Source organism: Azospirillum baldaniorum (genome assembly GCF_003119195.2).
Classification (GTDB): Bacteria; Pseudomonadota; Alphaproteobacteria; order Azospirillales; family Azospirillaceae; genus Azospirillum; species Azospirillum baldaniorum.
In genome coordinates this window covers 665688-689378 of sequence record NZ_CP022260.1, presented here as the reverse complement: position 1 = coordinate 689378, position 23691 = coordinate 665688, and the positions used below count along the sequence as shown (strand labels likewise).

General features: G+C 67.9%; 20 protein-coding genes. 16 read left to right on the top strand and 4 right to left on the bottom strand.

The features are described from left to right. The first annotated feature begins 23 nt into the window (after positions 1-23). The 13 genes from Sp245p_RS29645 (at position 24) to Sp245p_RS29585 (ending at position 16542) form a co-directional block, all read left to right on the top strand. Positions 24-884: an ABC transporter ATP-binding protein gene (locus Sp245p_RS29645; RefSeq protein WP_014241708.1), complete on the top strand. Its 861-nt coding sequence runs from the start codon at positions 24-26 to the stop codon at positions 882-884. 145 nt (positions 885-1029) lie between these two features. Next, the gene (locus Sp245p_RS29640; RefSeq protein ID WP_109139161.1) at positions 1030-2259 is read left to right on the top strand and encodes a phenylacetate--CoA ligase family protein; all 1230 of its coding nucleotides are present in this window, start codon (positions 1030-1032) and stop codon (positions 2257-2259) included. 60 nt (positions 2260-2319) lie between these two features. Next, on the top strand, positions 2320-3813 hold the full coding sequence (locus Sp245p_RS29635) for an aldehyde dehydrogenase family protein (protein WP_014241706.1): 1494 nt from the start codon (positions 2320-2322) through the stop codon (positions 3811-3813). A gap of 234 nt (positions 3814-4047) precedes the next feature. After that, positions 4048-5220, top strand: a complete 1173-nt coding sequence (locus tag Sp245p_RS29630; protein ID WP_014241705.1) for an isovaleryl-CoA dehydrogenase — start codon at positions 4048-4050, stop codon at positions 5218-5220. Between the two features lie 36 nt (positions 5221-5256). Continuing rightward, a complete protein-coding gene (locus Sp245p_RS29625; RefSeq protein ID WP_109139160.1) occupies positions 5257-6438 on the top strand; it encodes an acetyl-CoA C-acyltransferase in 1182 nt (393 codons plus the stop codon). Positions 6439-6559: 121 nt separating this feature from the next. Next, positions 6560-7693, top strand: coding sequence for an acyl-CoA dehydrogenase (locus Sp245p_RS29620; RefSeq protein WP_014241702.1), 1134 nt, complete (start codon positions 6560-6562; stop codon positions 7691-7693). 28 nt (positions 7694-7721) lie between these two features. Next, entirely contained in the window at positions 7722-9329 is a 1608-nt protein-coding gene (locus tag Sp245p_RS29615; RefSeq protein ID WP_014241701.1) for a carboxyl transferase domain-containing protein, read from the top strand. Between the two features lie 16 nt (positions 9330-9345). Continuing rightward, positions 9346-10140, top strand: coding sequence for an enoyl-CoA hydratase/isomerase family protein (locus Sp245p_RS29610; protein WP_014241700.1), 795 nt, complete (start codon positions 9346-9348; stop codon positions 10138-10140). Between the two features lie 20 nt (positions 10141-10160). Then, entirely contained in the window at positions 10161-12164 is a 2004-nt protein-coding gene (locus Sp245p_RS29605) for an acetyl-CoA carboxylase biotin carboxylase subunit (RefSeq protein ID WP_014241699.1), read from the top strand. Between the two features lie 2 nt (positions 12165-12166). Further along, the gene (locus tag Sp245p_RS29600) at positions 12167-13066 is read left to right on the top strand and encodes a hydroxymethylglutaryl-CoA lyase (protein ID WP_041813098.1); all 900 of its coding nucleotides are present in this window, start codon (positions 12167-12169) and stop codon (positions 13064-13066) included. 30 nt (positions 13067-13096) lie between these two features. Further along, positions 13097-13924 carry a universal stress protein gene (locus tag Sp245p_RS29595; RefSeq protein ID WP_109139159.1) on the top strand — a complete coding sequence of 276 codons (828 nt, stop codon included), beginning with the start codon at positions 13097-13099 and terminating at the stop codon, positions 13922-13924. Positions 13925-13973: 49 nt separating this feature from the next. Further along, positions 13974-15623, top strand: coding sequence for an electron transfer flavoprotein-ubiquinone oxidoreductase (locus Sp245p_RS29590; RefSeq protein WP_041813272.1), 1650 nt, complete (start codon positions 13974-13976; stop codon positions 15621-15623). A 157-nt stretch (positions 15624-15780) separates the two neighbouring features. Continuing rightward, complete coding sequence (locus Sp245p_RS29585) at positions 15781-16542, top strand: SDR family NAD(P)-dependent oxidoreductase (protein ID WP_014242576.1); 762 nt, start codon at positions 15781-15783, stop codon at positions 16540-16542. Positions 16543-16563: 21 nt separating this feature from the next. Here the strand turns inward: Sp245p_RS29585 and Sp245p_RS29580 are convergent, their stop codons facing one another. Both Sp245p_RS29580 and Sp245p_RS35225 read right to left on the bottom strand, forming a co-directional pair. Further along, a complete protein-coding gene (locus Sp245p_RS29580) occupies positions 16564-17790 on the bottom strand; it encodes a serine hydrolase (RefSeq protein WP_014242575.1) in 1227 nt (408 codons plus the stop codon). A gap of 105 nt (positions 17791-17895) precedes the next feature. Further along, positions 17896-18291 (bottom strand): PRC-barrel domain-containing protein, encoded by a 396-nt coding sequence (locus Sp245p_RS35225; RefSeq protein WP_014242574.1) that lies wholly within the window; start codon positions 18289-18291, stop codon positions 17896-17898. 101 nt (positions 18292-18392) lie between these two features. On the opposite strand from Sp245p_RS35225, the gene Sp245p_RS29570 reads away from it, so the two are divergent. From Sp245p_RS29570 to Sp245p_RS29560, 3 genes are all read left to right on the top strand, one after another. Further along, positions 18393-19316 (top strand): alpha/beta hydrolase, encoded by a 924-nt coding sequence (locus Sp245p_RS29570; RefSeq protein ID WP_014242573.1) that lies wholly within the window; start codon positions 18393-18395, stop codon positions 19314-19316. 119 nt (positions 19317-19435) lie between these two features. Then, positions 19436-20098: a class I SAM-dependent methyltransferase gene (locus tag Sp245p_RS29565; RefSeq protein WP_014242572.1), complete on the top strand. Its 663-nt coding sequence runs from the start codon at positions 19436-19438 to the stop codon at positions 20096-20098. A gap of 345 nt (positions 20099-20443) precedes the next feature. Then, positions 20444-21580, top strand: coding sequence for a polysaccharide deacetylase family protein (locus Sp245p_RS29560; protein ID WP_052584475.1), 1137 nt, complete (start codon positions 20444-20446; stop codon positions 21578-21580). Between the two features lie 84 nt (positions 21581-21664). Here the strand turns inward: Sp245p_RS29560 and Sp245p_RS29555 are convergent, their stop codons facing one another. Beyond that, complete coding sequence (locus Sp245p_RS29555; RefSeq protein WP_014242569.1) at positions 21665-22132, bottom strand: Ros/MucR family transcriptional regulator; 468 nt, start codon at positions 22130-22132, stop codon at positions 21665-21667. Between the two features lie 178 nt (positions 22133-22310). Then, entirely contained in the window at positions 22311-23636 is a 1326-nt protein-coding gene (locus Sp245p_RS29550) for a GH1 family beta-glucosidase (RefSeq protein ID WP_109139213.1), read from the bottom strand. Positions 23637-23691: the final 55 nt, after the last annotated feature.

Genomic DNA, 23691 nt, shown 5'->3' with positions numbered 1-23691 from the left:
CTCACTGCATCAGGTGCCGCATCATGAACGCCGCCACCGCGACCGCCGCGGTCAATCCCGCCAGCGCTCCGGCGCCGGTTCCCGGCACGGCCAAGGCGCCGCTGCTGTCCGTCAACAACATCGAGGTCGTCTACAACGACGTCATCCTGGTGCTCCGCGGCCTCAGCCTGGAGGTGCCGGAGGGGGAGATCGTCGCCCTGCTGGGCGCCAACGGCGCGGGCAAATCGACGACGCTGAAGGCCATCTCCGGGCTGCTGAAGACCGAGGACGGCGAGGTCACGCGCGGCGACATCTCCTTCGCGGGCGAGCGCATCAACGGCATCGACCCCGATAAGATCGTCCGGCGCGGCATCTTCCAGGTGATGGAGGGCCGCCGCATCATCGGCGACATGACCTGCCAGGAGAATCTGCGCCTCGGCGCCTTCACCCGCCGCGACGGCGGCGTGAAGGACGACATCGAGATGGTCTATCACTATTTCCCCCGCCTGAAGGAGCGCACCGGCCTTGCCGGCTACCTCTCGGGCGGCGAGCAGCAGATGCTGGCCATCGGGCGCGCGATGATGGCGCGGCCGAAGCTGATCCTGATGGACGAGCCGTCCATGGGCCTATCGCCGCTGATGGTGAAGGAGGTCTTCAGCATCATCCGGCAGATCAACAAGGACCTGGGTGTCACCATCCTGCTGGTCGAGCAGAACGCCCGCATGGCGCTCCAGGCCGCGACGCGCGGCTACATCATGGAGAACGGCAAGGTCGTTCTGGACGGCACCGCCGAAGAGCTGCGCAACAACGAGGACGTGAAGGAATTCTACCTCGGCGGCGGCAACGAAGAGCGCAAGAGCTTCAAGAATCTCAAGAGCTTCAAGCGCCGGAAGCGCTGGATTTGATGTGAGAGGAGTGGTCGTCACGGGCCCCCCTCCCAACCTCCCCCCGCTTTGCAGGGGGAGGAGTTAAGCCCTCCCCTGCGAAGCGGGGGAGGGTTTGGGTGGGGGCCCCACACGACACCCCAAGAAAAACAGCCGGGAGGCATCGGTGTCCGACACTTACGATCAACTCGAAACCCGCTCCCCCGACCGGCGCGAGGCGGAGCTGTTCGCGGCGCTGCCGGCGCAGATCGCCCACGCCAAGGCGAACGCGCCCTATTTCACCCGCCTGCTGGCCGATGTGGACCCCGCCGCCATCGGTGACCGCGCGACGCTCGCAGCGCTGCCGGTGACGCGCAAGTCGGACCTGATCGCGCTGCAGAAGGAGGCGCCGCCCTTCGGCGGGATGACCACCGTCGCCATCGGGCGGCTGGCCCGCGTCTTCGCCTCGCCCGGCCCGATCCACGATCCGGAGGCGCACGGCACGGACCCCTGGCGCACCGCGCGGGCGCTCTACGCCTCTGGCATCCGCGGCGGCGACCTCGTGCAGAACTGCTTTGCCTACCACCTGACCCCCGCCGGCTCGATGTTCGAGACGGGGGCGCACGCGCTGGGCTGCGCGGTCATCCCCGCCGGCGTCGGCAACACCGAGATGCAGGCCCAGGTCGCCGCCCATCTGAAGCCGCGGGCCTACATCGGCACGCCCGACTTCCTGAAGATCATCCTGGAGAAGGGCGACGAGCTGGGGCTGGACCTGTCCTCCATCGCGATCGGCCATCTGACCGGCGGCCCCTTCCTGCCGGACGCGCGCGCCTATTACGAGGGGCGCGGCATCGCCGCCTACCAGAGCTACGGCACCGCCGATCTCGGCCTCGTTGCCTACGAGACAACGGCCCGCGCCGGGCTGGTGGTGGAGGAGGGGGTGATCGTGGAGATCGTCCGCCCCGGCACCGGCGACCCCGTTCCGGAGGGCGAGGTGGGGGAGGTCGTCGTCACCACCTTCAACCAGGCCTACCCGCTGCTCCGCTTCGCCACCGGCGACCTGTCGGCCGTGCTGCCCGGCGAAAGCCCCTGCGGGCGCACCAACATGCGGCTGAAGGGCTGGATGGGCCGCGCCGACCAGACCACCAAGGTCAAGGGCATGTTCGTCCACCCGCAGCAGATCGCCGAGGTGCTGCGCCGCCACCCGCAGATCGGCAAGGCCCGCCTCGTCGTCGGGCGGGAGGACGCCAACGACACCATGACCCTGCGCTGCGAGTCGCCCGAGTCCGGCGAGGCTTTGGCGGCGTCGGTGCGTGAAACTCTGGCCGCCGTCACCAAATTGAAGGGTGTCGTGGAGTTCGCGGCCCCCGGCAGCCTGCCCAACGATGGCAAGGTCATCGAGGACGCCCGCGCCTGAGACCCGTTGATACCCGAAAACAACGATAACCGACCCGATACACACGAGGACCTTTTTGCCATGAGCGTCAGCACCGACCTCCAGCTCGACCCCTTCGCGCTCGCCAGGGAGCTGTCGAGCAAGCATTTCTTCGGCGGCGAGTTCCGCCCGGCCTCCTCCGGCAAGGGCTTCCCCGTCGTGAACCCGGCGACCGGCGAGACCGTGGCCGAGGCCGCCTTCGGCGAGGCGGCGGACGTCGACGCCGCGGTGGCCGCCGCGGTGGCCGCCCAGAAGGAATGGGCCAAGCGCCCGGTGCGGGAGCGCGGCAAGCTCGTCGCCGAATGCGGGCGCGTGCTCGACGCCCATAAGGAGGAAATCGCCAAGCTGATCGCGCTGGAGACCGGCAAGGCGCTGCGCACCGAGTCGCGCGTCGAGGCGGGCGTTCTGTCCGACGCCTTCGTCTTCTTCGGCGGTCTGGCGCCGGAGCTGAAGGGCGAAACCATCCCCTTCAACCCGTCCATGCTGACCATGACGGTGCGCGAGCCGGTGGGTGTGGTCGGCGCGATCATCCCGTGGAACGTGCCGCTGCTGCTGATGGCGCTGAAGATCGCCCCGGCGATGGTGGCGGGCAACGCCGTGGTGGTGAAGTCGGCGGAGGAGGCGCCGCTCGCCGTGCTGCGCGTCGTGCAACTCATCAACACGGTGATTCCGGCCGGGGTTGTGAACATCCTGTCGGGCTACGGCCCGGAATGCGGCGCCCCGCTGGTGGCGCACAAGGACGTCAAGAAGGTGACCTTCACCGGCTCCGTCGAGACCGGCAAGATCGTCTACAAGACCGCCGCCGAGAAGCTGATCCCGGTGACTCTGGAACTGGGCGGCAAGAGCCCGATGATCGTCTGCGGCGACGCCGACCTCGACCAGGCCATCGCGGGCGCCATCGCGGGCATGCGCTTCACCCGCCAGGGCCAGAGCTGCACGGCGTCGTCGCGCATCTTCGTCCATGACAGCATCCACGACGCCTTCGTGGAAAAGCTGAAGGAGAAGGTGAACGCGATGAAGATGGGCGACCCGCTGGACGAGTCGACCGACATCGGCACCATCGTCTCGCCGCAGCAGCTGGACCGGGTGCAGAGCTACATCGCGATCGGCAAGGAGGGCGGGGCGACCCCGCATGTCTGCTCCGCCATGCCGTCCGATCCAAAGCTGACCAAGGGCCTGTACGTGCAGCCGCACATCTTCACCGGCGTGAAGAACAGCGACCGCATCGCGCAGGAGGAAATCTTCGGCCCGGTCTGCTGCGTCATCCGCTGGACCGACTACGAAGAGGTCATCGCCCAGGCCAACGACACCGAATACGGCCTCGCCGCGACGATCTGGACGCGTGACCTGAAGGTGGCGATGGACGCGGTGCACCGGCTGGAGGCGGGATTCGTTCAGGTGAACCAGAATCTGGTGGTGCAGCCGAACCTGTCCTACGGCGGCGTGAAGTCGTCCGGTCTCGGCAAGGAAGCCTCGTTGGAAGCGATGCTGGAGCACTTCACCCACAAGAAGACGATCATCATCAACATGAAGTGAGCGGATTTTCTGTCCCCTCTCCCCTCTGGGGAGAGGGTTAGGGTGAGGGGGTTGCGCTTTTGCCGGACGCACCGCCACGCACATTCCCCTCACCGGCCCTTCGGGCCACCCTCTCCCCGGAGGGGAGAGGGTTAAGAGGCCTTGCCACGCCCATTTCCATACGCTACCGTACGGCCCCATACGTCGCCGTATGGCGGAAACGAAGAACAGACCTCCGGGGGGAGCGCCAACACTATGCTGTCGAACCAGTATCCGACCCTGAACTTCGACCTCGGCGAATCCGCGGACATGCTGCGCGACACGGTGCGCAGCTTTGCCGCCGACGAGATCGCGCCCCGTGCCGCCGAGATCGACCGCACCAACGAGTTCCCGAACGAGCTGTGGCGGAAGTTCGGCGATCTCGGCGTGCTCGGCATCACAGCGGAGGAGGAGTACGGCGGCGCCGGCATGGGCTACCTGGAGCATGTCGTGGCGATGGAGGAGATCTCCCGCGCCTCGGCCTCGGTCGGCCTCAGCTACGGCGCGCATTCCAACCTCTGCGTCAACCAGATCCGCAAGAACGGCACGGCGGAGCAGAAGACCCGCTACCTCCCGAAGCTGATCTCCGGCGAACACATCGGCGCGCTCGCCATGTCGGAGCCGAACGCCGGGTCCGACGTCGTGTCGATGAAGCTGCGCGCCGAGAAGCAGGGCGACCGCTACGTGCTGAACGGCACGAAGATGTGGATCACCAACGGGCCGGACGCCGACACGCTGGTGGTCTACGCCAAGACCGACGTCAACGCCGGCCCGCGCGGCATCACCGCCTTCCTCATCGAGAAATCCTTCAAGGGCTTCTCCGTCGCGCAGAAGCTCGACAAGCTGGGCATGCGCGGCTCCAACACCGGCGAACTGGTGTTCGAGGACTGCGAGGTGCCGGAGGAGAACATCCTGGGTGGCGTCGGCCGCGGCGTGAACGTGCTGATGTCCGGCCTCGACTACGAGCGCGCGGTGCTGGCCGGCGGGCCGCTCGGCATCATGCAGGCCTGCATGGACGTGGTGGTTCCCTACCTGCACGACCGCAAGCAGTTCGGCCAGCCGATCGGCGAATTCCAGCTCATGCAGGGCAAGCTGGCCGACATGTACACGATCATGAACGCCGCCAAGGCCTACGTGTACGCCGTCGCCAAGGCCTGCGACCGCGGCGAGACGGCCCGCAAGGACGCCGCCGGGGCGATCCTCTTCGCCGCCGAAAAGGCGACCTGGATGGCGCTGGAGGCCATTCAGACTCTGGGCGGCAATGGCTACATCAACGAGTACCCGACGGGCCGCCTGCTGCGCGACGCCAAGCTCTACGAGATCGGCGCCGGCACCAGCGAGATCCGCCGCATGCTGATCGGGCGCGAGCTGTTCAAGGAAACGGCCTAAGGAAAACGGCGCAAGGCCGGAGGGAAGGGAAAGAGCATGACCGATACCGTTGTGATCGCGGGCGCCGCCCGCACCCCGATGGGCGGCTTTCAGGGCGACTTGCAGGGCCTGACCGCGCCGCAGCTCGGCTCCGCCGCCATCAAGGCGGCGCTGGAGCGCGCCGGGGTCAAGCCGGAGGCGGTGGACGAGGTGTTCATGGGCAACGTCCTGCCCGCCGGCCTTGGGCAGGCGCCGGCCCGTCAGGCGTCGCTCGGCGCCGGCATTCCGGAGGCCGCGGGCTGCACGACCATTTCCAAGGTCTGCGGGTCGGGCATGAAGGCGGTGATGCTCGCCACCGACCTCATCAAGGCCGGCTCGGCGGAGATCATGGTGGCCGGCGGCATGGAAAGCATGTCCAACGCCCCCTACCTGCTCGACCGCGCGCGGGGCGGCTACCGCATGGGCCACGGCCGCGTGCTCGACCACATGTTCCTCGACGGGCTGGAGGACGCCTACGACCGCGGGCGCCTGATGGGCACCTTCGCGGAGGAATGCGCCACCCACTACCAGTTCACCCGCGAGGCGCAGGACAACTACGCCATCGAGAGCCTGAACCGCGCCCGCCGCGCCACCGAGGACGGCAGCTTCGTCAAGGAGATCACCGCGGTCATGGTGAAGGGCCGCAAGGGCGACACGGTGGTGGAGAAGGACGAGCAGCCGCTGAAGGCCGACCCGGCCAAGATCCCGACGCTGAAGCCGGCCTTCGCCAAGGACGGCACGGTGACGGCGGCCAACGCCTCCTCCATTTCGGATGGCGCGGCGGCGCTGGTGCTGACCACGCGGTCGAACGCGGAGAAGCTGGGCCTGCCGATCCTGGCGGAGATCAAGGCCCACGCCAACCACGCCCAGGCCCCGGCCTGGTTCACCACCGCCCCGGTCGGTGCGATCAACAAGGTGCTGGAGCGCGCCGGCTGGGCGGCCAAGGACGTGGACCTCTACGAGCTGAACGAGGCCTTCGCCGTGGTCGCCATGGCGGCGATGCGCGAACTCGACATCCCGCATGACCGGATCAACGTGCATGGCGGCGCCTGCGCGCTCGGCCATCCCATCGGCGCGTCGGGTGCCCGCATTCTGGTGACGCTGCTGGCGGCGCTGGAGAAGAACGGGCTGAAGCGCGGCGTCGCCTCGCTGTGCATCGGCGGCGGCGAGGCCACGGCGGTGGCGGTGGAGTTGGTGTAAGGGCGGAGTGTTGCCCCCACCCTAACCCTCCCCCGCTAACGCAGGGGAGGGGACTAACTCCCTCCCCTGCCCAGCGGGGGAGGGCCGGGGTGGGGGCAGTACGCATTCGGGAGGGAAAGCAATGCGGCTGACGGAAGAGCAGCGGATGGTGCGCGACATGGCGCGGGACTTCGCGGCGGAGCGGCTGGCGCCCACCGCCGCCGAGCGCGACCGCACCGGCGCCTTCCCCAAGGAGGAGCTGGCCGAGATGGGCCGGCTCGGCCTGATGGGCATGCTGGTGCCGGAGGAGTTTGACGGCGCCGGCACCGACCACATCGCCTACGCGCTCGCCATCGAGGAGATCGCGGCGGGCGACGGCGCCATTTCCACCATCATGAGCGTGCACAACTCCGTCGGCTGCATGCCGATCCTGAAGTTCGGCAGCGCCGAGCAGAAGGAGCGCTTTCTGAAGCCGATGGCCCGCGGCGAGCAGCTCGGCTGCTTCTGCCTGACCGAGCCGCAGGCGGGGTCCGACGCCGCCGCCATCAAGACCCGCGCCCGCCGCGACGGCAACCACTGGGTCCTGAACGGCACCAAGCAATTCATCACCTCAGGGAAAAACGCCGACGTCGCCATCGTCTTCGCGGTCAGCGACCCCGAGGCCGGCAAGAAGGGCATCACCGCCTTCGTCGTGCCGACCGACACCCCCGGCTTCCAGGTCGCGCGGGTCGAGGAGAAGCTCGGCCAGAGCTGTTCCGACACCTGCCAGATCGTGCTGGAGGACTGCCGTATCCCGGCCGACCTGATGCTGGGCGCTGAGGGCGGCGGCTACCGGGTGGCGCTTGCCAACCTGGAGGGCGGACGCATCGGCATCGCCTCTCAGTCGGTGGGCATGGCCCGCGCGGCGCTGGACCATGCCACCCGCTACGCCCAGGAGCGGCAGAGCATGGGCCTGCCGATCATCCAGCATCAGGCGGTGGCCTTCCGGCTGGCCGACATGGCGACGAAGGTGGAGGCCGCGCGCCAGCTCGTCCTGCACGCCGCGAGCCTCCGCGACGCCGGCGAGCCCTGCCTGAAGGAGGCCGCCATGGCGAAGCTGTTCGCCTCGGAGATCGCCGAGCGCGTCTGCTCCGACGCCATCCAGATCCATGGCGGCTACGGCTACCTGAACGATTTCCCGGTGGAGCGCATTTATAGAGACGTGCGCGTCTGCCAGATTTACGAGGGCACGAGCGACATCCAGCGGCTGGTCATCAGCCGTGCCCTGATGCAGTAGAACAAGAAGAGACGGGAGGACGACGGCCATGACCGTCCTGAAGAGCGCCCTGAACCCGCGCTCCGCCGAGTTCCAGACGAACGCCGACGCCATGTCCACCCTGGTCGCCGACCTGCGCGAAAAGGTGGGCGCGATCAAGCAGGGCGGCGGTGCGAAGGCCCGCGACAAGCACCTGTCCCGCGGCAAGCTGCTGCCGCGCGAGCGCATCCGCCAGCTCCTCGACGTGGGTTCGCCCTTCCTGGAGCTGTCGCAGATGGCCGCCTACAAGGTCTATGACGACGACATCCCGGCGGCGGGCATCATCACCGGCATCGGCAGCGTGGCCGGGCAGGAATGCATGGTGGTCGTCAACGACGCCACGGTGAAGGGCGGCACCTACTTCCCCCTGACCGTCAAGAAGCACTTGCGCGCCCAGGAAGTGGCGCAGCAGAACAACCTGCCCTGCATCTATCTCGTCGATTCGGGCGGCGCCAACCTGCCGAACCAGGACGAGGTGTTCCCCGACCGCGACCATTTCGGCCGCATCTTCTTCAACCAGGCCAACATGTCGGCCCAGGGCATCCCGCAGATCGCCGTGGTGATGGGAAGCTGCACGGCCGGCGGCGCCTATGTCCCGGCGATGTCGGACGAGGCGATCATCGTGCGCAACCAGGGCACCATCTTCCTCGGCGGCCCGCCGCTGGTGAAGGCGGCGACCGGCGAGGTGGTGTCGGCGGAGGATTTGGGAGGTGCCGACGTTCACTCCCGCACCTCCGGCGTGACCGACCATTACGCGATGAACGACGCCCACGCGCTCGCCATGGCGCGCAAGGTCGTGTCGAACCTGAACCGCAGCAAGCGCATCGACATGGACCTGCGCGAGCCGCAGGAGCCGGCCTACGACCCGCGTGAACTCTACGGCGTGATCCCCAGCGACCCGCGCAAGCCCTTCGACGTGCGCGAGGTCATCGCCCGCGTGGTCGACGGCTCGGTGCTGGACGAGTTCAAGCCGCTCTACGGCACGACGCTGGTCTGCGGCTTCGCCCACATCTTCGGCTATCCGGTCGGCATCATCGCCAACAACGGCATCCTGTTCAGCGAATCCGCGCTGAAGGGCGCGCATTTCGTGGAGCTGTGCTGCCAGCGCGGCATTCCGCTGGTCTTCCTGCAGAACATCACCGGCTTCATGGTCGGGCGGAAGTACGAGGCGGGCGGCATCGCCAAGGACGGCGCGAAGCTGGTCACCGCCGTCGCCTGCGCCAAGGTGCCGAAATTCACCGTCATCATCGGCGGCAGCTACGGGGCCGGCAACTACGGCATGTGCGGGCGCGCCTACAGCCCGCGCTTCCTGTGGATGTGGCCGAACTCGCGCATTTCGGTGATGGGCGGAGAGCAGGCGGCGGGCGTGCTCGCCCAGGTCCGGCGCGATGCCATGGAATCCCAGGGCAGGAGCTGGGCGCCGGAGGAGGAGGAGGCCTTCAAGGCTCCCATCCGCCAGCAGTACGAAGACCAGGGCCATCCCTACTACGCCTCCGCCCGGCTGTGGGACGACGGCATCATCGACCCGGCGGACACCCGCATGGTGCTTGGCCTCGGCCTGTCGGCGTCGCTGAACGCCCCGGTCGAGAAGACCACCTTCGGCGTGTTCCGGATGTGAGCGGGGGACGACGAGCATGAGCGACATTCTGATCGACATCGCCGCCAACGGCTCCATGGGCGGCGTGGCGACCGTCACGATGAACCGGGCGGAGGTGCACAACGCCTTCAACGAGCGGGTCATCGCCGATCTGACCGACGCCGTCCTCAGCCTGGGGTCGAACCCGGACGTCCGCGCCATCCTGCTGCGCGGCGCGGGGAAGAGCTTCTCCGCCGGGGCCGACCTTGGCTGGATGAAGAAAATGGCGGGCTACAGCCACGGCGAGAACGTCGAGGACGCCATGGGCCTCGCCACCATGCTGCGCACGCTGGACGAATGCCCGAAGCCGACCATCGCCGTGGTGCAGGGGCCGGCCTTCGGCGGCGGGGTGGGGCTGGTCGCCGCCTGCGACATCGCCATCGCCGCCGAAGCCGCCAGCTTCGCCCTGACCGAGGTGCGGCTGGGCCTGATCCCCGCGGTCATCAGCCCCTATGTGGTGGCCGCGATGGGCGAACGCGCCTGCCGCCGCTACTTCCTGACGGCGGAACGCTTCTCCGCCGCCGAGGCGCTGCGGCTCGGCCTGCTGCACCAGACCGTCCCGGCGGCGGAGCTGGACGCCGCGGTGGAGGTGATGGTGCGCAACCTGCTGCAATGCGGCCCGGCCTCGCAGACCGCGGCGAAGGAGCTGATCCGCGCCGTGGCGCGCCGTCCGCTGAACGACGCGCTGGTCCGCGACACGGCGGAGCGCATCGCCCGCCAGCGCGCGAGCGACGAGGGGAGGGAGGGCGTCGGCGCCTTCCTGGAGAAACGCGAACCGGCGTGGCGGAGCTGAGTCCCATGGTTGAGACAGGCATGTTCGACAAGATTCTGATCGCAAACCGCGGCGAGATCGCCTGCCGCGTCATCCGCACCGCCCGCCGCATGGGCATCCGCACCGTCGCCGTCTACTCGGAGGCCGACGCCCGCGCCATGCATGTGGAGATGGCCGACGAGGCCGTCTGCATCGGTCCGGCGCCGGTCGGCGAGAGCTACCTGCGCGGCGACGCGATCCTTGAGGTCGCGAAGCGCACCGGCGCCCAGGCCATCCATCCCGGCTACGGCTTCCTGTCGGAGAACGCCGGCTTCGCGGCGGCCTGCGCCGAGGCTGGGGTGGTCTTCATCGGACCTCCGATCGAAGCCATCCGCGTCATGGGCTCCAAGGCGGAATCCAAGCGCGTGATGTCCCAGGCCGACGTGCCGCTGGTCCCCGGCTTCCACGGCGAGGCTCAGGACCTGGAGACGCTGAGCGCCGAGGCCGAGCGCATCGGTTATCCCGTGCTGGTCAAGGCCTCGGCGGGGGGCGGCGGCAAGGGCATGCGCGTGGTCCGCGCCGCCGGCGAGTTCGCCGACGCGGTGGCCGGCGCCAAGCGCGAGGCCAAGGCCGCCTTCGGCGACGACAGCGTGCTTCTGGAGAAGTATCTGGGCCGCCCGCGCCATGTGGAGATCCAGGTTTTCTGCGACACCCACGGCAACGGCGTCTATCTGTTCGAGCGCGACTGCTCCATCCAGCGCCGCCACCAGAAGGTGATCGAGGAGGCCCCGGCCCCGGCGCTTCCCGACGACCTTCGCCGCCGCATGGGCGAGGCCGCGGTGGCCGCCGCCAAGGCGGTGAACTACGTCGGCGCCGGCACGGTGGAGTTCCTCTACGAGGACGGCGGCTTCTACTTCATCGAGATGAACACCCGCCTCCAGGTCGAGCATCCGGTGACCGAGAAGATCACCGGCCAGGACCTCGTCGAGTGGCAATTGCGCGTCGCCGCCGGGGGCGTGCTGCCGCTGATGCAGGACCAGCTCACCCGGCGCGGGCACGCCTTCGAGGCGCGCCTCTACGCGGAAGACCCGCAGCGCGAGTTCCTGCCGGCTATCGGCAAGCTGGTCCGCCTGCGTCCGCCCGCCGAGAACGAGCATGTCCGGGTGGACACCGGCGTCCGCGAGGGCGACGAGGTCACCATGTTCTACGACCCGATGATCGCCAAGCTGATCGTCTGGGACGAGGACCGCGACGCCGCACTCCGCCGCCTGCGCGTGGCGCTCGCCGCCTACGAAGTGGTCGGGGTGACCACCAACGTGGCCTTCCTCGGCGCCATCGCCGGGCATCCGGCCTTCCGGGCGGTGGAGATCGACACCGGCTTCATCGAGCGGCACCGCGCCGACCTGCTGCCCCCGCCGGCCCCGGTGCCGGATCGCGGGCTGGCCATCGCGGCGCTCAGCGTGCTTCTGCGCCGCAACGCGGACACGCGCAAGGCCCGCCGCGCCGCGTCGGACCCCTGGTCGCCCTGGCTGTCGGCCAGCGGCTGGCGCCTCAACGACGACAACCACCACGACCTGCGCCTGATGGATGGCGACACGCCGCGCGCTCTGACCCTGCATTTCCGCCCCGACGGCTACGAGATCGAGGTGGAGGGCCGCCCGGCCATCCGGGCGGAGCGGGTGACGCTCGACGGCGAGACGCTGACCGCCACCATCGACGCGGTGCGCACCCGCGCCACGGTGGTCTGCCAGGGTCTGGACCTGACCATCCTGTCGGACGGGGCGGTGTGGCGCCTGCATCTGGACGACCCGACCGCCCGCGCCGCGGAGCAGGAGGGCGGGTCCGGCCGCCTGACCGCTCCGATGCCGGGCACCGTCGTCCGCGTGCTGGTCGAGCCCGGCCAGACGGTGGAGGCGGGCGCACCGCTGATGCTGCTGGAAGCGATGAAGATGGAGCACACCATCAAGGCCCCCGCGGCCGGCACGGTCAGCGCCGTCAACTTCGCGGCGGGCGATCAGGTGTCCGAAGGCGTGGACCTGCTGGTCCTCGACGTGGCGGAGGGATGAGCATGCGCCTGCCGAAAAGCGTCCGCATGGTGGAGGTCGGCCCGCGCGACGGCCTCCAGAACGAGAAGCAGATCGTCCCGACGGCGGTGAAGATCGGTCTGGTCGACCGGCTGACCGACGCCGGGCTGACCGCCATCGAGGCCGGCAGCTTCGTGTCGCCCAAATGGGTCCCGCAGATGGCCGACACGCCGGACGTCTTTGCCGGCATCCGGCGCAAGGAGGGGGTGCGCTACGTCGCCCTCACTCCGAACGCCAAGGGGCTGGAGGGCGCGCTCGCCGCCCGCGCCGACGAGGTGGCGGTCTTCGCCGCCGCGTCGGAAAGCTTCAGCCAAAAGAACATCAACTGCTCCATCGCCGAGAGCCTGGACCGCTTCGTCCCGGTGCTGGAGCAGGCGAAGGCCCAAGGCGTGCCGGTGCGCGGTTATGTCTCCTGCGTGCTCGGCTGCCCCTACGAGGGGGAGATCGCCCCGGCGGCGGTGGCCGAGGTGGCCGGCCGGCTGCTCGCCATGGGCTGCTACGAGGTCTCGCTTGGCGACACCATCGGCACCGGTACGCCGTCCAAGGCCCAGGCGATGATCGCGGCGGTGGCGAAGCGCGTGCCGATGGAGCGCTTGGCGGTGCATTTCCACGACACCTACGGCCAGGCCCTCGCCAACATCCTGGCGACGCTGGAGATGGGCGTGGCGGTGGTGGACAGTTCCGTCGCCGGGCTGGGCGGCTGCCCCTACGCCAAGGGGGCGTCTGGCAACGTGGCGAGCGAGGACGTGCTCTACATGCTGAACGGGCTGGGCGTCGCGACGGGGGTGGATCTCGACCGGCTGGTGGCGGCTGGCGCTTATATCAGCGATGCCATCGGCCGACCGACCGCCTCGAAGGTCGCCCGCGCGCGGGGATGTGCGTAAAACACGGGGAAGAGGGAAGGGAAGGGCGCCATGAGCTTCACGAACCTGCTGGTGCATGTGGACGACAGCGACCGCTGCGGGGAGCGGCTGACCGTCGCCCTGACCCTGGCGCAGAAGCATGGCGCCGCGCTGACCGGCCTGTTCGCGCAGAGCGACAGCTCCGGCGCCGGAATCGTCACGCGCAAGGCCGGCCCGGCGCTGACCCAGGCGGCGCAGCGGGCGCGGGAGCTGTTCGAGGAGAAGGCCCGCGAGGCCGGGGTGACCACCCGCTGGTGGCAGCTCAGCCACGGTGAGTACGGCCATGTGATCGCCGAGACGGTGATCTGCTCGCGCTACGTCGACCTCGCCGTCTTCGGCCAGCACGACCCCGAGGACAGCCGCGTCCCGGCGGACCTGCTCGAGGAGGTGGTGCTGAACGCCGGGCGTCCGATCCTGGTCGTGCCGCACAGCGGCACCTACCCGCAGCTCGCCGACCGTCCGGTCATCGCCTGGAACGGCAGCCGCGAGGCCACCCGCGCCGTCAACGACGCGCTGCCGCTGCTGAAGCAGGCCAGTTCCGTGCTCCTGCTCGCCTTCCACACCCAGCCGCGGGCGGAGGGGGGCGGCAACGTCCCGCAGGTCGATATCCTGGAGCATCTGGCGAGCCACGGCGTGACGGCCACGCAGGAACGCATGACCATCGCCAGCATGACCCCCATGGACGCCGTGCTGTCGCGCGCCTCGGACCATGGCGCCGATCTTCTGGTGATGGGTGGTTTCGGCGGCTATGGCGGCTCGCTGTTCCCGTTGTTCGGGCGGGGCAGCAACACCCGCCAGATCCTGCGCCAGATGACCCTTCCCGTTCTGTTGTCGCACTGACCGACGTTGTTCGCACGAAACAAGGAAAGAAGAAGAAATGGCTGACGAGATGGCTCGCGATCCGCGCGAGGTGATGGAGTACGACGTCCTTGTCGTCGGAGCCGGCCCGTCGGGCCTGAGCGCGGCCATCCGCCTGAAACAGCTCGCCAATGAGGCCGGACAGGAATTGTCGGTCTGCGTCGTCGAGAAGGGCTCGGAGGTCGGCGCCCACCTGCTCTCCGGCGCGGTGTTCGAGCCGCACGCGCTCGACGAGCTGATCCCCGACTGGAAGGAGAAGGGCGCGCCGCTCACCACCCCGGCCCGCGAGGACCGCTTCCTCTTCCTCACCGAGACCAAGGCGCTGAAGTCGCCCTTCGCCCCGCCGCAGATGCACAATCACGGCAACTACATCATCAGCCTCGGCAACCTCGCCCGCTGGATGGCCGAGCAGGCTGAGGAGCTGGGTGTGGAGATCTACCCCGGCTTCGCCGCGGCGGAGGTGCTCTACGACGACGCGGGCGCCGTCAAGGGTGTGGCCACCGGCGACATGGGCATCGGCAAGGACGGCGAGAAGACCGCCAACTACACCCCGGGCATGGAGCTGCACGCCAAGCAGACCATCTTCGCCGAGGGCTGCCGCGGCTCGCTGACCAAGACGCTGTTCGAGCGCTTCGACCTGCGCCGCGACGCCGACCCCCAGACCTACGGCATCGGCATCAAGGAGCTGTGGGAGGTTGCGCCGGAGAAATCCCAGCCCGGCCTGATCGTCCACACCATCGGCTGGCCGATGGACCCCAAGACCTACGGCGGCTCCTGGCTCTACCACATGGAGGGCAACCTGGTGTCGGTCGGCTTCGTGGTCGGGCTCGACTACGAGAACCCGCACCTGTCGCCCTTCGAGGAGTTCCAGCGCTACAAGACCCACCCGGCGATCCGTCCGACCTTCGAGGGCGGGCGGCGCATCGCCTACGGCGCGCGGGCGCTCAGCGAAGGCGGGTTCCAGTCGATCCCCAAGCTGACCTTCCCCGGCGGTGTGATCGTCGGCGACGCGGCGGGCTTCCTCAACGTGCCCAAGATCAAGGGCAACCACACCGCGATGAAGTCGGGCATGCTGGCGGCCGAGGCGGTGTTTGAGCTGCTGTCGGCCGAGGCGCCGGCGCGCGAGGCGGTGGCCTACCCGGAGAAGCTGAAGGCGTCCTGGGTGTGGTCGGAGCTGTTTGCTGTGCGCAACATCCGCCCCGGCTTCCAGAAGGGGCTGTGGGCGGGTCTGGCCAACGCGGCCTACGAGACGGCGACCAAGGGCAAGTCGCCGTGGACGCTGCACCATCGGCACGGCGACCACGAGACGCTGAAGAAGGCGTCGGAGATGCCGAAGATCGCCTATCCCAAGCCGGACGGGGTGGTGTCGTTCGACCGTCTGTCCTCGGTGTACCTGTCGAACACCAACCACGAGGAGGACCAGCCGGCGCACCTGACGCTGAAGGACGCGTCGGTGCCGATCGCGGTCAATCTGGCGCTCTACGACGCGCCGGAGACGCGCTATTGTCCGGCCGGGGTGTACGAGATCGTGCGGGCGGAGGACGGCAGCGACCCGCGGCTGCAGATCAACGCGCAGAACTGCGTGCACTGCAAGACCTGCGACATCAAGGACCCCACCCAGAACATCAACTGGGTCGTCCCGGAGGGCGGCGGCGGGCCGAACTATCCGGGCGGGATGTGACGCCTCAACCCTCTCCCCTCTGGGGAGAGGGTGGCCCGGAGGGCCGGTGAGGGGGATGAGCGATTTGAAGCGTCCGGCATAAGCGCAACCCCCTCACCCTAACCCTCTCCCCAGAGGGGAGAGGGGACTTCAATAACGTTATCAGGGAGAGAGCGCGATGCAGATCAACGGTCAGGCCGCCATCGTCACCGGTGGCGCCTCCGGCATGGGGGCGGAAACCGCGCGCCATTTGGCGAAGCTGGGCGCCAAGGTCACCGTGCTCGACATGAACGAAGCGGCGGTCAAACAGGTGGCCGAGGAGATCGGCGGCCTGGGCCTGCTCTGCGACGTGTCGAGCGCGGAGTCGGCGGAAAAGGCCGTGGCCGAGGCCCGCGCGGCCCATGGCCCGGCCCGCATCGCGGTAAACTGCGCGGGTGTCGCCCCGGCCAAGCGGATCGTCGGGCGCGACGGTCCGATGGCGCTGGACGACTTCCGCAAGGTGATCGAGGTCAACCTGATCGGCACCTTCAACATGCTGCGCCTCGCCGCCGCGGACATGGGCACGCTCGACCCGTTGGAATCGGGGGAGCGCGGGGTGATCGTCAACACCGCCTCCGTCGCCGCCTATGAGGGACAGATCGGGCAGGCCGCCTACGCCTCGTCGAAGGGCGGCATCGTCGCCCTGACCATCTGCGCCGCCCGTGATCTGGCGCGCAGCGGCGTGCGCGTCATGACCATCGCTCCGGGCCTGATCGGCACGCCGATGCTGCTGAACATGCCGCAGGAGGTGCAGGACAGCCTCGCCGCCACGGTCCCCTTCCCGAAGCGTTTCGGCCAGCCCTCCGAGTACGCCCGCCTCGTGCAGCACATCCTCGAGAACGAAATGTTGAACGGCGAGGTGATCCGGTTGGACGGCGCCATCCGCATGGCGCCGCAGTAATCAAACCAAAGACCGAAAGCCTTATCGGCTCTTCTCCGCGCTGCGGAACAGCGTGGAGAAGAGCCGGGCGAGGCGGTCCTCCGGCTGCGGCCGGCCGCTGTTGGCGGTGAGGACGGCGCAGACCGGCCGGCCATCGACGGTGATGCCGGCGGCCGACAGGGTGAGCACGCCGAACTCCGAACCGCCCTTGTATCCTGTCCACCGCCAGCCCTCGACCGCCACCAGCGGCTCGGGAGCGCCGTTCAGCGCCGGAGCGTCCCGCAGTTCCAGCAGCAGGTCGCACAACTCCCGCGCGGTCAGATACCATTCGGCGTCCCGCCACGTCGCCCTGGGCAGCAGGTCGGACGGGGAGGGCAGGGGAACTCCCGCCAATTCGTCGAGGATGGCGCGCCGCTCCTCCGGCGTGCCGGCGCGATAGGCGGTGCGCTTGGTCTCCGCCCCCTTCGCGGCCAGCCGGAATAGGGCGCCGGTGGTCAGGAAGGGGGTGTTGCGCGGGCTGAGACGTTCCATCGCCGCCGGCCCGAGAAGGCGGATCAGCGCGTCGGTCGCCGTGTTGTCGCTCTGCTGGATCATCAAGGCCGCAAGGGTTTCGACGGTGACTGGCGTTCCGGGGGCGAGCCGTTGCAGGACGCCCGTGGGCAGGGAGCGATCCACCCCGTCGAGAGGAACCACGCGGTTGCGGGTCAGGATGCCGTCGCGGATCGCCTCCTCATAGGCTTTCAGAACGACCAGCTTGACGGCTGACCCCACGGCCATCGGCGCGTCGGCGTTGCGGGACGCCAGTTCCTTGCCATCCACCAGCAACAGGACCGCGCTCTCGCCCACCGCGCTTGTCACGATCCGCTCGGCGAGCGCCGCCGGATCGCCGCGCGTGGGCTGGGGCGGCCCGAAGAAAAGCCCGGCGATCCGCCCCGTTCCATCGAGCGTCACCGTGAAGGGCACCTCCGCCCGCTCCAACTCGACCCGCCCGCCTTGCGCGTGGTCATGGACGGCGACCCGCCCGCCGAAATCACCTTTCAGACCGGACACCAGCGCCGTGACCTGATCGACGCCGACCACCGACAGGAAGGAGGGCGCGAACCAGCCCGATTCGAGCAATGGCCCGACGAACAGCCGCCCCACCGCGTCCTTCGGCGCAATCGTCTGTGCCTGGGCGGGCAGAACGAGGAGGCCGGCACCGATCAGGATCGCCAGACAGACGGGGAGGGCGCGCCACGGAAATCGACACCGGGATAGCGAAACGACCATCGCCTTTTTCCCCCTTTTTCGCACCGCGTCTGCAGATACAGCGAAAAGGGGGAAAGGACAACCAATGGGCGATCAGCGCCGCGGTCTGTCCGGCCCGGTTCCGCCTCAATCGTCCCAGATCGGCAGGGTGCCGAGCTGCGCGTTCGTCAGCGCGGTCGTCAGGGTCCGCCCATCGTCGCGAAGCTGGTCCAGCCCGACGATCACCTCCTTGTCGCCGATCCCCACGCCATGCTCCACGTCCACCACCACGGCGACCGGTTGTCCGGAGGCGTCCATCAGCACCTCCTCCACCTCGCCGATCTTCGTGCCGTCCGGCCCGAGGACGTCCATGTCGTCCAACTGCCCGACCGTCCGCTTGAGGGACGGCACCATGACGTTGTCGTCCTTCACCTCCCGGTAGGCGTTGGCCGGGTTGGCGATGGCGGCGCTCTGCTGGGCGAGCGAGGGCCCGGCCGCGACCATGACGAGGGTGACCGCCGTTGCGGAAAGGAGCTTTCTCATCGTGTTGCTCTCCTGCTGCTGACCGTGCAACAACATGAATCCACCGGCACGGTTCCAACCGATGCGCCGGTGCACACCGTCCGATTGCGCAGGAACCGCCAATGCTCCGCTTTGCCACGACCGTGCTGTTGGTGGCCTTCTCCGGCTTCGGCGTCCAGGCCGCGCCGGTGGAAATCGTGACGGCCGAAGCCGTGAAGGAAGCCCGCAAGGTGGAATCATTCGATCTGCGCGCCGACCGGACGGGCCTGGATTACCGGGTCTTTCTCGTCCGCCCCGTTGAACCGCCGCCACCGGGCGGCTATCCGGTCATCTACCTCCTGGACGGCAACGCGACCGTGCCGATGATGGAGACGGTCATCGGTCCGAATCCGCCGGACCCCTACGGTTCTGCGGTGATCGTCGGAATCGGCTATCCAATCGACGGGCCGTTCGACGTCCTCCGCCGTTACCGGGACCTGACACCGCCGACTCCGCCGGAGTTCATTCCGCCATCGCGGGACGGAGCCTCCGTCATCGAAACCGGCGGGCGCGACGATTTCCTGGCCTTCGTTGAGACCCAGGTGATCCCGGCGGTCGAAACGCGCCTGCCCATCGACCGGCAACGCCGGACCCTGTTCGGCCATTCGCTGGGTGGGCTGTTCTCCCTCTACGTTCTCTACACCAGGGGTGACCTGTTCCAGACCTACGTCGCGGCCGACCCGGCGATCTGGTGGAACGGGCAGGGCATCCTGAAGGAGCAGGCGGCGTTCCTCGATCGAACAGCGCGCGCAGGCGTGGCGCCCGGCACGGCGCTGCTGATCGAGACGTCCGGCAAACTGGTGGAACGCCCATTGCCGCCGACGGAGGCCGAGCGGCTGAAGCGCTTGCGCGCCGGGCAGACGGGGAGGGAGGTTGCGGCCACCCTCGCGACGGTTCCGGGTTTGCGGCTCGCCTTCCATGACTTCGTCGAGGAAAGCCACGGCTCGATGCTTCCGTTGGCCGTGGCCGACGCCCTGCGCTTCGCTTTCGGACGGACTCCCGACTGACAGGCTGCGGGTGCGACCATCGGAGAGGCACGAGGGAAGAGCTTTCGGAATTGCCGAGGCTCCCCACATGTGAACGGACGCCCGCAAGGAGCGGGTGGCCAGAGTGGGGAGCGGATTCCTTGACCGTGCAGTCGATCTTCATGCCCGAGGCCATCTACCGGTACATGCTCGACGCTTCCCTGCGCGAGACCGCCATCCAGGCGAAACTGCGCGCCGAGACGGCCAAACTGACCGAGGCCCATTATCAGATCGCGCCGGAGGAAGGCCAACTCCTGGCATTCCTCGTCGAGATGATCGGCGCACGCCGAACCTTGGACATCGGCACTTTCACCGGATACAGCGCGCTGACGGTGGCGCAGTCCCTGCCGGATGATGGACGCGTCATCAGTTTCGACGTCAACGAGCAGTGGACCTCGCAGGCCCGCGCGATCTGGTCCGAGGCCGGAGTTGCGGACAAGATCGACCTGCGCATCGGGCCGGCGCTCGACAGCCTGGACAAGCTTCTCGATGACAGAGAGGGCGAGTCGTTCGATTTCGCTTTCATCGATGCGGACAAGGAAAACTACGACGCTTACTACGAGCGCTGTCTGTCCCTCGTGAGGCGCGGCGGCCTGATCGTGGTGGACAACACCTTGTGGCGCGGGCGGGTCGCCGACCCCAGCGATCGCAAGCATAAGACCCAGGCCATCCGTGTCTTCAATGCGGCCCGTCTGGAGGACGAGAGGGTGGCCCTGTGCATGCTGCCCGTGGGCGACGGTGTGACCCTCCTTCGGCGTCGCTGAAAAGAGATACGCAGATCGAACCCCCAGGAGCGGAGAGCATAGGTACGAAGCCGGTGTTTGGATTTTCCTTTGCTTCCAGTCGGGTGAGCACCAAAACCCCATAAGGTGCATTATGGAAATTAGACCGGGGAAATCCGTGACAACGACGTCTTGACGCCGATCCTTATGGAGGCGCGATAAATTTTGCTCTATCTCATAAGAGGTATCGCCCACACCTGATCTCACTGCGGCGATGTTGATGGTCGATCGCACATGATTTCAGGTTCGGGCCTCTCCACCTCCCACATGTTCGGCCCCGCCATGGCGCGGAGGCTGTCCCGTTATCGGCTTTTGGCCGCGGGCTTGATGGCGTCCACGCTCTGCGGCGCGGTCGCGATGCCGGCCCAGGCGGCCGATCCGTCACATCTGGCAACCGTCACCACGGTGCGGAAGGACGCAGATGGGAAGCCGCCGGCCAAGATGCTGCAATTCGGCGTCTACCGAACAGAGGCCGACGCCTGGGTCGCCTGGAAGGCGGTTGTCCGGCGCCAACCCGACATGGTCGCCGACCTCGTTCCCCGAGTCTTCCTGCAGAAGCCTGAGGTTCCCGACTCCGGTTTCGTCCTGCGGGCCGCTCCCCTGCCCGATCTCGACCCAAACTTCGTCTGCCGCCGAATCGTCGGCGGTGGCGGCAGTTGTCTCGTGGTGGATGCCGCCGTCGAGCAACCGGCGGCGGCACCTGCCGCCGTTGAGGACAACGACCACAACGGTGTCGTGACCTACAGCCCGGACCAGAGCCGGGAAATGCAGGAGATCGAGCGGCAAGCCGCCCGCCTGTCACGAATCGCCGCCATCGTGCCCGGCAACGACGCGCGGGTGGACATCGGAGCCCTGAAGGCCAGCCGTTGGAACCTCTGCTCCTTGACCTTCGACGACGGACCGCACCCGGCGGTGACCCCTCGCATCCTCGACATCCTGCGCGTCGAGGGGATACGGGCAACCTTCTTCCCCATCGGCAACGTCGCGGTCCGCCACCCGCGGATCATCCAGAGAATCGTCCAGGAAGGCCACGAGGTCGGCAATCACAGCCTGACCCACCCGAACATGCGCACCCTGACCACCGAGGCCCAGCGCGCGCAAATTGCGGAAACGAACCGCATCCTGGCCGCCGCTGGCGCCGACCCGGTGCTGTTCCGCCCGCCCGCCGGACGCTGGAACAACGACACGCTGACGGCCGTCGATCAGGAGAAAATGAGCCCGGCGCTGTGGAACGTCGACACGCGCGACTGGTTCACCCGCGACGCCGGCAAGATCATGGCCCAGCTTGAAGCCACCGGCACCATTGGCAGCGTCGTCCTGATGCACACCACCTACAACGCGACGGCGGAGGCGCTTCCCCGTGCCATCGGCCTTCTGCGCACCCGCGGTTGCCGTTTCGTCACCCTGTCGGAATGGATCACCAGCCTGAACAGCCTGGCTACGCCGCGGATCGCGCAACGCTGAAGCCGCTGCGGGCAAAAACCGGCGGTCATGCCCGCCGCCCCCTTCCCAAGCGCGGGAAAGGGGCGATTCGGGGCATGGATGCGATCAGGCGACGTTCTTGGCGCGGCCACGGCGGGCCGGTTTGACCGGCGCGGCGGCCTTCTTGCCGAGACCGATCGACTTCGCGAAGGCGGAACGCTGCTCCGCATAGTTCGGCGCGGTCATCGGATAATCCGCGGGCAGGCCCCACTTCCGGCGGTATTCGTCGGGCGTCATTCCATAAGCCGTGCGCAAATAGCGCTTCAGCATCTTCAGTTTCTTGCCGTCCTCAAGGCAAACGATGTAGTCCGGCATCACCGACTTCTTCACCGGCACGGCAGGACGCAGCTCAACCGCTTCCGGTTCGGCCGGACGGCCGGTGCCCGACAGACTTTGATGGACGATCCGGATGAGGTTCGGAAGATCATTCACCGCGATCTGGTTCGAGCGGACATAAGACGCAACGATCTTACCCGTCATGGCAACCAGATCGGTGGCCGAATTCTCAGAACCGTCGGTGTCGCTGCTTTGCATGTCAGTTTCCTTCGAGAACGAATGATCCAAGACGGAGGATGGGCAAAGTGATGCGCAAAGCGCAAGCCTGTGCATCAGGTTTAACATGCAAATGTGTAATGTGTTTCATGCAGGACACGCGGGCGGGCGTGCCAGTCGAATGGAAATAGTAGGCTTCGATGATAAAATCGCCGCCCGCTCAGGTGGCGGAACGCGCGCGCTTTATCAGGTCGGCGTACCAACGGGCAGAGGCTTTCGGAGTGCGTTTCTGCGATTCGAAGTCGACGTGGACGATGCCGAAACGGTTGCCATAACCGCTTCCCCACTCGAAATTATCCAGAAGCGACCAGACGAAGTAACCGCGCACATCCGCTCCGCCGCGAATCGCTTCGTGCATTGAGGCGTTATAGAGCTGCAGATAATTGATTCGGTGCTGATCGACGATGTCCCCCGATTCGTCCGGCGAATCGCTGCCGCCGCAACCGTTTTCCGTAATGACGATGGGCATGCGGTAGCGGCGGGTGATCTCCAGCAACTCATCGCGGAAGGCGTCGGGAAAAACCGCCCATCCGACACCGTGCGTCGGCGAATCGGGCGGGGCGTCACCCCAGCCATAGCCCCAGGTGGTCTCCGGGTTCACCCGGGCGAAAATCGGCCCGTAATGGTTCAGGCCGAACCAGTCCATGGGCCGGCAGATCCGCGCCATGTCACCGGCCTTCACGCAAGGCTCGATGGCGCGGGCGACGCGCGGCGGGTAGTGGCCGAGAAGCTGCGGGTCGCAGAAGGCCAGGTTCCAATGCTCGTCCAGCAGGGCGGCGGCTTCCGCGTTCTCCGGCTTGCCGCCTTCCGGCAACACCCGCTGGCGGTTGTGCACCGCGCCGATGGACGCACCGGGCACCAGGGCCCGGACCGCGTCGACCCCGGCCCCGTGGGCAAGGTTCACGTGATGGATGGCTCGCAGATGCTGGCCCCGGTCGGTGATGCCGGGAGCCGCCCAGGGAATGGCATAGCCGAACAGGGTGAAGACGGAGAATTCGTTGAAGGTGATCCAGCGCTTCACCCGGTCGCCGTAACGCCGCGCCAGCAGAGTCGTGTAATCGGCGTACCAGCCGGCGCTGTCCCGGTTGGCCCAGCCGCCGAGATCCTGCAGCGCCTGTGGCAAATCCCAGTGATAGACGCACAGCCAGGGCTCGATGCCAGCCTCCAGCACCGTGTCGATCAGGCGGTCGTAGAAGTCCAGCCCGGCCTCGTTGGCCATCCCGCGTCCCCGCGGCAGCACCCTGGGCCACGCCACGGAGAACCGGTAGGCATCCACCCCCAGCCCGCGCATCAGCGCCACATCCTCGGCGTAGCGGTGGTAGTGGTCGCAGGCGACGTCGCCGGTGTCGCCGTTCACCACCCCGCCCGCCGTGCGGCAGCGCGTGTCCCAGATGCTGGGTCCGCGCCCGTCCTCCGCCGCGGCCCCCTCGATCTGATAGGCGGAGGTGGAGACGCCCCAAACAAAATCCTTCGGCAGGACTGCCATCGTGGTCTCCATACGCCTCAATCACAACACCCATACTACCTTTGGCAGAATGGTC

Excerpts from the sequence above, each read along its gene's own strand:
- Sp245p_RS29645 (WP_014241708.1), top strand. The coding sequence starts at position 24 with ATGAACGCCGCCACCGCGACCGCCGCGGTCAATCCCGCCAGCGCTCCG.
- Sp245p_RS29635 (WP_014241706.1), top strand. The coding sequence starts at position 2,320 with ATGAGCGTCAGCACCGACCTCCAGCTCGACCCCTTCGCGCTCGCCAGG.
- Sp245p_RS29630 (WP_014241705.1), top strand. The coding sequence starts at position 4,048 with ATGCTGTCGAACCAGTATCCGACCCTGAACTTCGACCTCGGCGAATCC.
- Sp245p_RS29625 (WP_109139160.1), top strand. The coding sequence starts at position 5,257 with ATGACCGATACCGTTGTGATCGCGGGCGCCGCCCGCACCCCGATGGGC.
- Sp245p_RS29620 (WP_014241702.1), top strand. The coding sequence starts at position 6,560 with ATGCGGCTGACGGAAGAGCAGCGGATGGTGCGCGACATGGCGCGGGAC.
- Sp245p_RS29615 (WP_014241701.1), top strand. The coding sequence starts at position 7,722 with ATGACCGTCCTGAAGAGCGCCCTGAACCCGCGCTCCGCCGAGTTCCAG.
- Sp245p_RS29610 (WP_014241700.1), top strand. The coding sequence starts at position 9,346 with ATGAGCGACATTCTGATCGACATCGCCGCCAACGGCTCCATGGGCGGC.
- Sp245p_RS29605 (WP_014241699.1), top strand. The coding sequence starts at position 10,161 with ATGTTCGACAAGATTCTGATCGCAAACCGCGGCGAGATCGCCTGCCGC.
- Sp245p_RS29600 (WP_041813098.1), top strand. The coding sequence starts at position 12,167 with ATGCGCCTGCCGAAAAGCGTCCGCATGGTGGAGGTCGGCCCGCGCGAC.
- Sp245p_RS29595 (WP_109139159.1), top strand. The coding sequence starts at position 13,097 with ATGAGCTTCACGAACCTGCTGGTGCATGTGGACGACAGCGACCGCTGC.
- Sp245p_RS29590 (WP_041813272.1), top strand. The coding sequence starts at position 13,974 with ATGGCTCGCGATCCGCGCGAGGTGATGGAGTACGACGTCCTTGTCGTC.
- Sp245p_RS29585 (WP_014242576.1), top strand. The coding sequence starts at position 15,781 with ATGCAGATCAACGGTCAGGCCGCCATCGTCACCGGTGGCGCCTCCGGC.
- Sp245p_RS29580 (WP_014242575.1), bottom strand. The coding sequence starts at position 17,790 with ATGGTCGTTTCGCTATCCCGGTGTCGATTTCCGTGGCGCGCCCTCCCC.
- Sp245p_RS35225 (WP_014242574.1), bottom strand. The coding sequence starts at position 18,291 with ATGAGAAAGCTCCTTTCCGCAACGGCGGTCACCCTCGTCATGGTCGCG.
- Sp245p_RS29570 (WP_014242573.1), top strand. The coding sequence starts at position 18,393 with ATGCTCCGCTTTGCCACGACCGTGCTGTTGGTGGCCTTCTCCGGCTTC.
- Sp245p_RS29560 (WP_052584475.1), top strand. The coding sequence starts at position 20,444 with ATGGCGTCCACGCTCTGCGGCGCGGTCGCGATGCCGGCCCAGGCGGCC.
- Sp245p_RS29555 (WP_014242569.1), bottom strand. The coding sequence starts at position 22,132 with ATGCAAAGCAGCGACACCGACGGTTCTGAGAATTCGGCCACCGATCTG.
- Sp245p_RS29550 (WP_109139213.1), bottom strand. The coding sequence starts at position 23,636 with ATGGCAGTCCTGCCGAAGGATTTTGTTTGGGGCGTCTCCACCTCCGCC.